Raw genomic sequence first — 12,674 nt, 5'->3', positions numbered from 1 at the left:
TGGCACGCTGTTGAGTTCTCAAGGAACGGACACTTCCTTCGGACCGCCTTCCAGCGGGCCCTCCGGGCGCTTCGTTCTTTCGTGTTCCCAGCTTATCAGATGTTTTCCGCTCCGTTTTCCGGCGCTTCGTTCATCCAATTCGCTGGTGTCTTCTACGGCTGTATGCCCCGTCCGACGTTTCAAACTCTAGCCGAGCCCCACTTCGAAAAGCGAATCGGCCGCAATCCGATAAAACAAGCACGCCGAATAGGACCCAAGCCGCGACAAGGCGCGACCCGGCCCGAACCAGGAGGTGGTGTTTCAGAGGATTGGCCGCCCCGGGACCGTCCGCGCCGACGCGTGTCCGGTGCTCCCTGCCGAGCGACTGGGAGACAGTACCCCCAATTCAGTGCCCGAAACAAACGCCCAGCCCCCGCCGCAACGTCGAGCGACGGACGTGCGACCGTCCCCGGTCACGGCGTCAGGTCGCAGCACCGTCGGCAGCCGTCCGGGCGAGGCACAGTTGTTCCTCCTCCACGATCAGCGCAGCCAGCGACTGCTCCGAGACGTCGACCGCTTCAGGAGTCGATTCGGCCACGTCACTGCGGCGCGCGTAGTCGTCGAACAGCTGGCTCTTCGCGCGAAGAATCTCCGCCATCCGCTGGTCGACGCTGTCCGCGGCCAGCAGGCGGTGCACCTGTACACGCCGGACCTGGCCCATTCGATGGGCTCTGGCTATCGCCTGGCTCTCCATGGTGGGCTTCACCTGGGGTTCGCAGAGAATGACGACCGACGCCGCCTGGATGTTCAGTCCCACGCCGCCGGCCTGGATCTGGCTCAGCAGCACCGCATGGCCCTGCACGGCGGCGAACTCGTCCACCACGTCCTGTCGTCGGACAGCGTCCAGGCCTCCGTCGAGCGGGCCGAAAGCACGCTGCCCCAGAGCGTCCTGGACGACCCGCAGGACATCCCGGAAGAACGAGAAGACAACGACCTTCAACCCGTTCTCCGCAGCCTCGTCGACGACCTCCATCAGCCGCAGCAGCTTCGCCGACCCTGCCGGGTCCGCGTACGCGGCACGGCGCATGGCCATGAAGTTCCCCTCGGCGACCGCCGAGCGGTAGGCGACGAGATCGGACGCCGACAGTTCCTCCCATTCGTCGACATGAACGACGTCGGGGAGCTCCGTCAGGACGTCCCGCTGGTTGCGGCGCAGGTAGGCCGGTGCCACTGCCTTGCGAAACGACGTCGGCCCTGCGGCGCCCGAGCTGCTGTGGATTCCGGGCAGAAGATCAGGCTGCAGATAGCGGACCAGGTTCCGGAACTCCTCCACCCGGTTCTCCATCGGGGTGCCGGTGAGGAACAGGACGCGGTCGACGCGGTCGGTCCACTCGGCCACCGCCTGCGAGCGCTTCGTGTTGTGGTTCTTGACGTAGTGGGCCTCGTCCACCACGACCATGCCGACCGTGACGTCCTCCGGGACCTCCAGGCGACGCAGTCCGTCGAAGGTCACGACGGCGACACCTCCGCTGCCGAGCCATTCGGTGCGCGCCGCTTCCCGCTCCTGGCCGTGGAATCGGAACGCCCTCAGCGTGCTGCGCGACTCGATCTCCCTGATCCAGTTGATGAGGACGCTGGCCGGGCAGACGACGAGGAAGTGTGCGCTCCCGTGCGCCCGGAGATGCGCGAGCGCGGCGATCGCCTGGATCGTCTTCCCGAGGCCCATCTCATCGCCGATGATCACCCGCTTCTGTGCGAGGGCGAAGCGGGCACCGAATGCCTGGTAGCCACGGAGCGAGACCGTGCACCGGGTGTCGTCCAGCGGCTCGGCCCGGACCCGGTCCGACAGGCTCTCCGGGAGGAAGCCTTCGGAGGCGGTGAGCCCGTCGGAGCCGGATCCCGCGAACTCGCCCAGAATGCTGTAGAAGTCGGCCGAGCGGACCTCGAACTCCGCCCAGGCCTCGATGTCCGTGGCCAGTGGGCGGAGGAGGTCCACCGAGGCCTGGGCGAAGAGCATGGACGCTCCTCGGTCCTCCGTCTCCGCGAGCAGGGCGTCCAACCGATCGACCGCGGCGAACGCCTCCTGTCGGCGCTGCCGCCCGGCGAACAGGCCTCTCACAACGCCCCGGGCCGGCTGGGCGGCGGCGATCAGGGCGGCGGCCTCGCCGGCGACACGCTCCGCCAGTTCCCTGGCCCGTCTCGCCTCGGGCCCGGCGGCGACCAGCCGTTGGAGTGCGACGACCAGCGCGGTGCCGGCCGCGTCCTGGTGGTCGACGTCCAGCCGGATCGCCACGGCCTGCTCGGCGGCCCGGGCGATCTGCCCGGCGGCGGCGATGGCCTGGAGAGCGCTCTGGGCTCCGATTCCGGGCAGCAGTTGGAGCGTGTAGGGCGTGGTGTCCACCACCTGCCGCACGGTCCTGATTCCGGCGGCCTCCAACGCTCCGACGCGCAGACGCCCCTCGGTGACGTCCTTCAGCCGGGCCACGGGAATGCCGTCCAGTTCGTCGCGGACCAACTGGCCCCGCAGACCGGCCGCGGCCCGGCGCACGTGCTCGACAGCACCCTGGTGATCGTCGACGACCGCGCGGGCGACCGCGTGGAGCCGCTCCCCGTCCGCGAGCACGATCTTGGGCTTCCGGACGGCCCGCTGCCTCTCTCCCACCTACGGCTCCTGTCCCGACTCGACCATGCGTCACCCTCTCCGGGCGTCCACATGATTCCATCCAGGCACCGCCGACCGCCCCGGATTCCGGACCACACCCCGGCCCCCGACTGCCCCGGCGGAGTCTCCGGGCCGGGTGCGTCCGTGCGTCCGTGCGTCCGTCTCGATCGACGGCGGGCACAGGGCCGTCAGCCGGCGGTCACAGCGCTGCCAGGCCTGCCTCCAGGTCGTCCAGGCCCAGGGAGCCCTGCCGCAGGGCCTTCATGTGCCAGCGCTTGAGGTCGAAGTCGGCGCCCAGCCGGCGGCGGGCCGCCTCGCGGCCGGCCAGCCAGGCGCGCTCGCCGAGTTTGTAACCGATGGCCTGGCCGGGCCGGCCGAGGTAGCGGACGATCTCACTGTGCAGGTGGGCGGGCGCCAGACCGACGTAGTCGGCCATGAAGGCGGTGGCCAGCTCCGGAGTCCAGCGCTCGCCCGGGTGGAACGGGGAGCCCGCCGGAATGACGCTCTCCAGGTGCATGCCGAGGTCGACGATGACGCGGGCGACGCGCATCATCTGCTTGCCGAGGTAGCCGAGGCGGCGTCCGGGATCGGTGAGGAAGCCGAGTTCGTCCATCAGCCGCTCCGCGTACAGGGCCCAGCCCTCCACGTTGGCGCTGATCTTGCCGAGGGTGACCTGGTAGCGGGACAGTTGCTCCGCCGCCGCGGTCCAGGAGGCGAGTTGCAGGTGGTGCCCGGGGACGCCCTCGTGGTACCAGGTGCTGACCAGGCGCCAGGTGCGGAACCGCTCCTGCGCGTCGCCGTTGGCCAGCGAGAGGAAGGTCCGGCCCGGGCGGGCGAAGTCGAGGCTCGGCCCGCTGTAGTACGGCGCGGCGGCGCTGCCGGCCGGGGCGATCCTGGTCTCGACCCGGCGCAGCGGGCCGGTGATGTCGAAGTGGCGCCCGTCGAGTGCCTCGATCGCGTCGTCCGTGATCTGCTGCAGCCAGCCGCGCATCTGCTCGGCGCCGCGCACGGTGTGTCCGTGCTGGTCCAGGTGGGCCCGGGCTTCCTGGACGGTGGCGCCGGGCAGCACCCGTTCGGCCTCCGTGCGCAGCTCGGCCCAGACCCGGTGGAACTCCTCCCAGGCCCAGTCGTAGGTCTCGTCCAGGTCCAGGTCGGCGCCGGTGTACCGGCGGGCCCCGAGCAGGTAGCGCTCGCGGCCGACGGCGTCGGGTGTGCCTTCCGCAGCGGACCGGTAGCTGTCGCGGAGCCAGTCCCGGAACGCGGCCACGGCGGCGGTCGCCTCGTTCGCGGCGGTGTCCAGTTCGGGGCGGAGCCGCTGCGGCGCGGGGGTGACGAACTCGGCGAACCAGCCGGGGCCCCCGGCCGTCTCGCCGGTCCACGCGGTGAGCTGCGCGCACAGCACGTCGGCCTGGCGGGGCGCGGCGAGCAGCTTGCGGGCGACGCCCTCCGCCAGCGTGGCCCGGTAGCCGTCCAGCGCGGTGGGCAGGTTGCGCAGCCGGCCCAGGACCGGGGCCCAGTCGTCGTCGGTGGCGGTGGGCATCATCGTGAAGATGCCCCGGAGCTGGTGCACCGGAGTGTGCAGGTTCCGCACCGCGCGGAAGTTCTCGCCGGCCTCGTGCACCCGCACCTCGGCGTCGAGCCGCTCGCGCAGCAGCCGCGCGCACACGAGCTCCGCCGGATCCCCGTCGGGCCCGGCCTCGGGGACGGCGTCCAGGCGCGCCAGCGCCTCCCGCGCGAGCCGGACCGTCTCCTCGACGCCGTCCGGCGACAGGTCGGGCATCCGGTCGTCGCCCGGGGCCAGGCCCAGGGACGTGGAGGTGACGGGATCGTGTGCGGCGACCCGGGCCACGTAGTCGTCGGCGATCTGTCGTGGAGTCATCGTCAGCTCCTTCGGTCGGCGATCGGTCGCGGTACCAGGCGTAGGAGGCCTTCGGGGTGCGCCACTGCGCCGCAAAGTCGCTGCGCCGCAAAGTCGGTGCGCCGCAAAATCGCTGCGCCGCGAAGCCGACGTGGACGAGTCCGGAGCGCCGGCGGAAGCCCTCAGGCCGTCGAACACGTCGTGATTGTAGCCAGGCTCCGCCCGCCCGCCCCGGACGGCCGCCAAGTCCGCACCGCAGCAGACGGGTTGGGCCACGGCCGGGCACGAACGGCCGGGCCCGACGAGACGGCCGGGCCGGACGAGACGGCCGGGCCGGACGAGACGGCCGCCCCCTCCGGCGCGCAGTGGCGCTGATCACAGCGGGTTTCGCGCCGTCGGCGAAATGCAGGGGCCGCCCGGGTTGTTTGCACAGGCAACCAATTCCGCCCCGGCGCACTCCACCGGCACCCACGAGGGATCCCATGACCGTCACCGAGCCCGCAGCCTCCCGCGCGGCCGAAATCCTGTCCCGGCCCGTCACGCTCAACGGGCTGACCGTTCCCAACCGCATCGCGATGGCGCCGATGACCCGCAGGTTCTCCCCTGGCGGCGTGCCCGGCGAGGACGTGCGCTCGTACTACGCCCGCCGCGCCGCCTCGGGCGTCGGCCTGATCATCACCGAGGGGACGTACGTCGGCCACGAGTCCGCCGGCCAGAGTGACGACATCCCGCGCTTCCACGGCGAGGAGCAGCTGGCCGGGTGGGCCCGCGTCGCCGAGGACGTCCACGCGGCGGGCGGCACCATCGTGCCGCAGCTCTGGCACATCGGCATGGTGCGCCGGCAGGGCGACCCGCCGTTCGCCGACGCTCCCGCCGTCGGCCCGTCCGGGATCCGGCTGGACGGCACCGAGGGAACCGGCCGGGCGATGACCCGGGCCGATCTGGACGCCGTCATCGGCGCGTTCGCCGAGGCCGCCGCGGCCGCCGAGCGGATCGGCTTCGACGGCGTCGAGCTGCACGGCGCCCACGGCTACCTGCTCGACCAGTTCCTGTGGGCGGGCACCAACCGCCGCACCGACGCCTACGGCGGCGACCCGGTGGCCCGGACGAAGTTCACGGCCGAGCTCGTCGCCTCGGTGCGAGCGGCCGTCTCCCCGGAATTCCCGGTGATCTTCCGCTACTCGCAGTGGAAGTCCGAGAACTACGAGGCCCGCCTCGCCGAGACCCCCCAGGAGCTGGAGGCGGTCCTCACCCCGCTCGCCGAGGCCGGCGTCGACGCCTTCCACGCCTCGACCCGCCGCTACTGGGTCCCCGAGTTCGACGGCTCGGACCTCAACCTGGCCGGCTGGACCAAGAAGCTCACCGGCCGCCCCGCCATCACCGTCGGCTCGGTCGGCCTCGACGGCGACTTCGTCGGTGCCTTCAGGGGCGAGGGCTCCCCGGTCCAGGCCATCGACAACCTGCTCGACCGGCTGGAGCGCGACGAGTTCGACCTGGTCGCCGTCGGCCGTGCCCTCCTCCAGGACCCGCAGTGGGCCGCCAAGGTCCTCTCCGGCCGCCATGCCGAGCTGCGCCCGTACGACGCCGACGCGCTCCGCACCCTCAGCTGACCACCAGCCCCCGAGGACCCGGCCGCGCGGCAGGTACAGCGGCAAGTACAGCGGGGCCGGGTCCCTTCGGAGTCCCGCAGGATCGCGCCGGCCGTACGAGATGTCAACAAGCTTGCGCGATCCGTGTTTTCGGACGAAGTCGACACGGACGAGGCCGTGGCGCCGGTGGTGGCCCTCGGTCCGCCGAACAGGCCGTCATCAAAGCCGACACCGCCAACTCACCCCGCCGACCCGGCCGAATGCCTCCTCGTTCTGCTGCTCCCACTGCCCTGCGAAGGGTCCCGTGCGGCCTTATGGTGAAGAAAAGACCTCCCGGACGGACCCCTGAGCAGCCTGCCGACGCACGGCGGCGACTTCCCGGAGGAGCGCTGATCATCTTCCCGGAGGAGCGCTGACAATGAGTACCTATCGAGTGGCACAGGCGACCGCCCCGGGCGGTGCGCTCCGACCGGCCGAGCGAGAGGTGCCGCAGCCGGGACCCGGCCACGTGAGGATCGCCGTGGAGGCGTGCGGCGTCTGCCACTCCGACACACTCTTCGTGAACGCCGCGCTACCGGGCGTGTCGTTCCCCGAGGTGCCCGGACACGAGATCGCCGGGCACATCGAGGAGTTCGGCGAAGGCACTCGGGACCGTGGATGGCAGATCGGTGACCGGGTGGCGGTCGGCTGGTTCGGCGGCAGCTGTGGCCACTGCAAGCCGTGCCGCCAGGGCGACTTCATCGTGTGCCGGAACTTGAAGGTCCCGGGATGGGCGTACGACGGAGGCTTCGCCGAGAAGGTGATCGCGCCCGCCGACGCGCTGGCCCGGATCCCCGACGAACTGGCGGCGGGCGATGCCGGGCCGATGGCCTGCGCGGGCGTGACCACGTACAACGGGCTGCGGCGCAGCAGCGCCCGGCCCGGCGACCTGGTCGCGGTGCTCGGGCTCGGCGGCCTCGGGCACCTCGGGGTCCAGTACGCGGTCGCGATGGGCTTCGAGACCGTGGCGATCGCCCGGGGCGCCGAGAAGGCCGGCTTCGCCGAGCAACTGGGCGCCCACCACTACGTCGACAGCACCGCCGGCACCCCGGTCGCCGAGGCGCTGCAGTCCTTCGGCGGCGCCAGGGCCGTGCTGGCCACCGCCGGCAACTCCGAGGCCATCGCGTCCACCCTGGACGGGCTGGCCCCCCGCGGGGAGCTGGTGGTGATCGGGGCGGACACCGCTCCGATGGCGATCAGTCCGGCCGGACTGCTCATGGGTGCCAACGTCGTCCGGGGCCACCCGTCCGGCACCGCGCAGGACGTGGAGGACACGATGGCGTTCAGCGCCCTGCACGGCATCCGCCCGATGACCGAGACCGTGCCGCTGGACCACGCCGAGGAGGCGTACCAGAAGATGCTCGCCGGGAAGGCCCGCTTCCGGATGGTGCTCACCACCGGCTGATCCGGCTCGGCCACCACGGACTTCCCCCGGCTACTCGACCACCACAGGCCTCCCCCGGCTACTCGGGCTACTCGGGCTACTCGATCACGGGCCAGGCCATCGAGGCGCTCGGCTGCAGCGACTGCTCGGCCCAGATGATCTTGCCCCAGGGGGTGTAGCGCACGCCCCAGCGCTCGGCGAGCCGGGCGACGAGGAACAGGCCGCGGCCGCCCTCGTCCTCGGCGGCCGCGTAGCGCAGGTGCGGGGCGGTGCTGCTGGTGTCGGCGACCTCGCAGATCAGCGTGCGGTCGTACAGCAGCCGCACCCTGATCGGTTCGGTCCCGTGGCGAATGGCATTGGTCACCAGCTCGCTGAGCACCAGCTCGGTGACGAACACGGCCTCCTCAAGGCCCCACTCGGTGAGCTGCCGGGTCGCCTCGGCCCGCGCCCTGCCCACGGCCTCGGGGGTCGCGGCCACGTCCCACTCGCTGGTCCGATCGGGCGCCAGCACCCGGGTACGGGCGACGAGCAGGGCGATGTCGTCGGTCTGGCGGACGGGCAGCAGGGCGTCGAGCACGGCGTCGCAGACCTCCTGGGGCGATCGGTCGGCGCGGGCCAGGGTGGCGGTGAGGACGTCCAGGCCGACACCGATGTCGCGGGTGCGGTCCTCGATGAGGCCGTCGGTGTAGAGGACCAGGTTGCTGCCCTGCGGCACCCGCACCTCCGTGGCTTCGAAGGGCATCCCGCCCAGGCCGAGCGGCGGACCGGCGGGAAGGGTGAGGACCTCCACCGTGCCGTCCGGGTGGACGAGGGCGGGCGGCGGGTGGCCCGCCCGGGCCAGGGCGCAGATGCCGGTGGTGGGGTCGTAGATGGCGTAGAGGCAGGTGGCGCCGGTGATCGCGAGCTCGCCCTCGGCTGCCGCCGTCTCCTGGTCGATGTGGGCGACCAGTTCGTCCAGGTGTCCGAGGAGCTCGTCCGGCGGCAGGTCGAGGGTGGAGAAGTTCTGGACCGCGGTGCGCAGGCGGCCCATGGTCGCGGCCGCGTGCAGGCCGTGGCCGACCACGTCACCGACGACGAGCGCGACCCTGGTGCCCGACAACGGGATGACGTCGAACCAGTCGCCGCCGACCCCCGCCTGGGCGGGGAGGTAGCGGTAGGCGATGTCGAGGGCGCTCTGCTCGGGCAACGCGCGCGGCAACAGGCTGTGCTGGAGGGTGACGGCCATCGTGTGCTCGCGCGTGTAGCGGCGGGCGTTGTCGATGGACACGGCGGCCCGGGCGGCCAGCTCCTCGGCCAGGGACAGGTCCTCGTCCTCGAAGGGACCTCGGTCACGGCTGCGCCAGAAGCAGGCGATGCCCATCAGCACGCCCCGTGCCGACAGCGGAACGGCGATCAGCGATGCCAGGCCGAACTCCAGCACCGCCTGCGTGCGCTCGGTGTCCTGCATGCGCCAGCCGGCGTCGGTCGCCAGCTCGGCGACCAGCGTGGGGCGCCCCCTGACGAAACCCGCCGCCTGCGGGGTGCCCCGATCCCACCTGACCAGCTCCTCTTGGGGGTACAGCGGCGAATCGTCCCGGACGCCCGCGAGCGCCACCCGCCGCAGCTCCACCGGGGCATCGACCACCAGGGCCCGTGGTTCCTCGCCGTCCAGGACCGCCTCGGCGAGGTCGACGGTGGCGTAGTCGCAGAATTCGTGGGCGGCCGTCCGGACGAGCTCCTCCGCGGTGCGCCGGACGTCCAGGGTCGTGCCGATGGCCAGGCTCGCTTCGTACAGCAGCCTGAGCCGGCTGCGGGCGACCTCGGCCTTCCCCGCGAGGGCGCGCAGTTCGGTGGAGTCGCGCAGGGTGGTGACGCTGCCCGCCGGGCCTCCCCCGCTGTCGGTGGGGCGGCTGTTGACGGCCAGCAGGCGGTCTCCGACGGGGAGCACCTCGTCGGTGACCGCGCGGTCGGAGATCAGCAGTTCGGCCGTGCGGGGGGCGAGGCCGAGGTCGGCGACGGGAAGCCCCTCCACGTCGGCGGGCAGGTCGAGCAGGCGGCGCGCCTCGTCGTTGGCGAGCAGGACCCGGCCGTCGCCGCCGACGATGGCCACGCCCTCGCGCACCGCGTGCAGCACCGCGTCGTGGTGCTCGTACATCCGGGTCATCTCTTCCGGCCCCAGGCCGCGGGTCTGCCGCAGCAGACGCCTGCCCACCAGCGCCGTACCGGCCGTGGCCAGGCCGAGCGCCAAGGCGCCGACGCCCAGGACGACCGGCAGCTGGCGGTTGAACGCGCTGCTCACGTTGGAGACCTTCATCCCGGACGACACGATGCCCACGACCGCCCCGTGGGAGTCCTCCACCGGGACGACCACCTGGTACTCGGAGCCGAGTGGGCCGTGCACGTCCTCGACGGTGACCTGGCCGTGCAGCGACGGCCCGATGGTGCCGATGAACATCTTGCCGATCAGCTCCGGATCGGGGTGGGTGTACCGGATGCCGTTGCGGTCGGTCACCACGATGAAGTCGACCCCGGCAGCCGTGCGGGCCTCTTCGGTCAGCGGCTGGAGCACCGCGCTGGGGTCGGGGCCCTGCATCGTCGCCACCAGGCCGGGACCGTGGGCGAACGCCTGGGCCGCGGCGAGCGTGCGACCGCGCGCCGCGTCGAACCGGTCGCTGCGGGACTGGACCAGCAGCACGACGACGGCCGTCACCACGAGCAACAGCACGATGAGCACCTGTAGGACGAACATCTGACCGGCGACACTCCGGATGCTCATCACCGACCACAGGCGATGCGCCGACTGCTCCCGCGGGGCTGAGCGTGGGCGTCGCCGCTCACGACGGCTACCCGATCGGCGCAGGGGCAGCCAGGAGGAGCGGCCCGTGTCTCTGGCCATACACCCATGATCCACCGCGCCCCGGGCACGAGCGGGCCACACTACGCTGATGGGGGCGAAGCGCAGGTGGCAGCATGTCCCGCCGCAACACCGAACGGCTCACCCGCCCCGCGACCAGCCGGGCGCACGCCGTCGAAGGGACCGGACCCGGAGCCGGCCGGTGGGCAGGAGCGGCTCCGATCAGCTCGAACCGACGCCGAAGGTCCGCGGTTCGCAGGAGTCGCCGCGGCAGTGCGGGGAGGCACACCCGGTCGGTGCCGAGTGAGCCGCCAACCTGTCCGGGCCGACTGGACCCAGGTTCAGGAGTCGGCGGACAGCGACCACGGCCGGAAGGCGGGGTCGATCGCTGCGCCGGCTCGCCGACGGCTCCGGCCGCAACGGCTGCTACGACCTCGATCGGTGGGTCCGGTGGGCGGCGATCAGGTCGCGGTACCAGGTGTAGGAGGCCTTCGGGGTGCGCTGTTGGGTCGCGAAGTCGACGTGGATGAGGCCGAAGCGCTGGTGGTAGCCCTCGGCCCACTCGTAGTTGTCGAGGAGGGACCAGGTGTAGTAGCCGCGGATGTCGACGCCTTCGGCGATGGCGGCGGCGAGGGCGTCGAGGTGGGCGGACATGAAGTCGATGCGGGGTTGGTCGGGAGTGGTGGACTCGGTGACGGAGCAGCCGTTCTCGGTGATGGTGATGGGTGGGAGGGATTTGCCGTAGGTGTCGCGGAGGTTGAGGAGGAGTTGGCGGAGGGCGTCGGGGACGACGGGCCAGCCGAAGGCGGTGTGGGGGACGTCGGGGATGTCGACGAAGTCGAAGGGGAGGCCCGGCTCGGTGGGGGCGGCGATGCGGGTGGGGTTGTAGAAGTTGAGGCCGAGGCCGTCGAGGCCGGGGGCGGCGATGAGGTCGGTGTCGCCGGGGTGGATGGCGCCGTACAGGTCGTCGGGGACGCCCAGGGCGGAGAGGTCGGGGTAGCGGCCGAGGAGGACGGGGTCGGTGAACAGGCGGTTGTGGAGGGCGTCGTAGGCCTGGGCGGCGGCGAGGTCGGCGTCGGAGGGGGTGGCCGGCTCGACCGGGGTGAGGTTGTTGGAGAGCATCACCTCCAGGCCGCGGTCGTGGAGGATCGAGGCGGCCAGACCGTGGGCGAGGAGCTGGTGGTGGGCGGCCGGGAGGGCCTCCAGCATCAGGGTGCGGCCGGGGGCGTGGGTGCCGAGGGCGTAGCCGAAGACGGTGTGGACGAAGGGCTCGTTGAGGGTGATCCAGGCGGGGACGCGGTCGCCGAGGCGGTCGGTCACGATCGCGGCGTAGTCGGCGAAGTGGTGGGCGGTGTCGCGGTTCAGCCAGCCGCCGCCGTCTTCCAGGGCCTGCGGGAGGTCCCAGTGGAAGAGGGTGGGGAGCGGGGTGATGCCGGCGTCGAGGAGGGCGTCCACCAGGCGGTCGTAGAAGGCGAGTCCGGCGGGGTTCACGGGACCGCTGCCTGTGGGGAGCACACGGGGCCAGGCGATGGAGAAGCGGTAGCCGTCGAGTCCGAGGTTCTTCATCAGCGCGATGTCCTCGGGGTACCGGTGGTAGTGGTCGCAGGCCACCGCGCCCGTGTGGCCGTCGCGGACGGTGCCGGGGCGGGCCGCGAAGACGTCCCAGACGGAGGGCCCGCGGCCGTCCTCGGTCACCGCCCCCTCGATCTGGTAGGCGGCGGTGGCGGCGCCCCAGCGGAACCCCGTCGGCAGGTCGTAGCGGTCCGGCATGACTGCCTCCTGACGTGAACGTGAGGGGAACTCATGTTACTGACGCGACACCGAAACGCCAGGGGCAACCGGCCACCACGACAAGGGAAACCCGGCCGGAGGAGCGCGGCGCGCGCCCCGGCGGGAGTGGCCGGACGGGCCCCGACCGCCCGCGCGCCATCCCACCGGGCCCCGTCCGGTGGCCGACCGCCGGGGAGGGAGGTTGCATGGGGTGACCGGGCCCCAGCGATTCGGGAGGCTGCCGTGTACGAGATGTGGGCCGAGCACGACCCGGCGGTGTCACCGCCGGCCGTGGTGTGGCACGTGGTGACGAAGAACGACTCGTCGACGTCCCTGTGCGGACGTTTCCTCGAACCCGCCCAGCGCGTCGCGCCGGCCGCGGGCGGCGGGGAGTCGGCGGGCCCGGACCGCTACTGCGATCCATGCCTGATCACCGTTCGCGAGGCCATGGCCGCGGCGGCTCGGTGACCGACGCCGTCAGGTCGCCCCGGGTCCGTCCGACCGATCTTGGCGGGACGGGACCTGGGCGTCCGAGGGCGGCGACGGCAACGGCGACGGCG

Annotated in this window: 7 protein-coding genes; 3 read left to right on the top strand and 4 right to left on the bottom strand. The window is 72.2% G+C overall.

The genetic code is table 11. The features are described 5' to 3' along the window. Positions 1–460: 460 nt before the first annotated feature. Both ACIP37_RS18640 and ACIP37_RS18635 read right to left on the bottom strand, forming a co-directional pair. Positions 461–2,641 carry a DEAD/DEAH box helicase gene (locus ACIP37_RS18640; protein WP_400807860.1) on the bottom strand — a complete coding sequence of 727 codons (2,181 nt, stop codon included), beginning with the start codon at positions 2,639–2,641 and terminating at the stop codon, positions 461–463. Between the two features lie 199 nt (positions 2,642–2,840). Beyond that, the gene (locus tag ACIP37_RS18635) at positions 2,841–4,520 is read right to left on the bottom strand and encodes a DUF885 domain-containing protein (protein WP_400807857.1); all 1,680 of its coding nucleotides are present in this window, start codon (positions 4,518–4,520) and stop codon (positions 2,841–2,843) included. Between the two features lie 461 nt (positions 4,521–4,981). Between ACIP37_RS18635 and ACIP37_RS18630 the strand changes: the two genes are divergently transcribed. After that, positions 4,982–6,109 carry an NADH:flavin oxidoreductase gene (locus tag ACIP37_RS18630; protein WP_363588516.1) on the top strand — a complete coding sequence of 376 codons (1,128 nt, stop codon included), beginning with the start codon at positions 4,982–4,984 and terminating at the stop codon, positions 6,107–6,109. 397 nt (positions 6,110–6,506) lie between these two features. Beyond that, positions 6,507–7,532 (top strand): alcohol dehydrogenase catalytic domain-containing protein, encoded by a 1,026-nt coding sequence (locus ACIP37_RS18625; protein WP_400807854.1) that lies wholly within the window; start codon positions 6,507–6,509, stop codon positions 7,530–7,532. A gap of 76 nt (positions 7,533–7,608) precedes the next feature. Here the strand turns inward: ACIP37_RS18625 and ACIP37_RS18620 are convergent, their stop codons facing one another. Beyond that, the gene (locus tag ACIP37_RS18620) at positions 7,609–10,266 is read right to left on the bottom strand and encodes a SpoIIE family protein phosphatase (protein WP_400807851.1); all 2,658 of its coding nucleotides are present in this window, start codon (positions 10,264–10,266) and stop codon (positions 7,609–7,611) included. A gap of 504 nt (positions 10,267–10,770) precedes the next feature. Further along, positions 10,771–12,114 (bottom strand): GH1 family beta-glucosidase, encoded by a 1,344-nt coding sequence (locus ACIP37_RS18615; RefSeq protein ID WP_363631690.1) that lies wholly within the window; start codon positions 12,112–12,114, stop codon positions 10,771–10,773. Between the two features lie 243 nt (positions 12,115–12,357). On the opposite strand from ACIP37_RS18615, the gene ACIP37_RS18610 reads away from it, so the two are divergent. Continuing rightward, entirely contained in the window at positions 12,358–12,582 is a 225-nt protein-coding gene (locus tag ACIP37_RS18610) for a hypothetical protein (RefSeq protein ID WP_363585767.1), read from the top strand. Positions 12,583–12,674: the final 92 nt, after the last annotated feature.

It is taken from the genome of Kitasatospora sp. NPDC088861 (genome assembly GCF_044750105.1).
GTDB lineage: Bacteria > Actinomycetota > Actinomycetes > Streptomycetales > Streptomycetaceae > Kitasatospora.
The sequence above is the reverse complement of the archived record's forward strand: the minus strand, read 5'-3'. Positions and strand labels throughout refer to the sequence as shown.

Coding starts and splice junctions, on each gene's coding strand:
- ACIP37_RS18635 (WP_400807857.1), bottom strand. CDS start 4,520: ATGACTCCACGACAGATCGCCGACGACTACGTGGCCCGGGTCGCCGCA.
- ACIP37_RS18630 (WP_363588516.1), top strand. CDS start 4,982: ATGACCGTCACCGAGCCCGCAGCCTCCCGCGCGGCCGAAATCCTGTCC.
- ACIP37_RS18625 (WP_400807854.1), top strand. CDS start 6,507: ATGAGTACCTATCGAGTGGCACAGGCGACCGCCCCGGGCGGTGCGCTC.
- ACIP37_RS18620 (WP_400807851.1), bottom strand. CDS start 10,266: ATGAGCATCCGGAGTGTCGCCGGTCAGATGTTCGTCCTACAGGTGCTC.
- ACIP37_RS18615 (WP_363631690.1), bottom strand. CDS start 12,114: ATGCCGGACCGCTACGACCTGCCGACGGGGTTCCGCTGGGGCGCCGCC.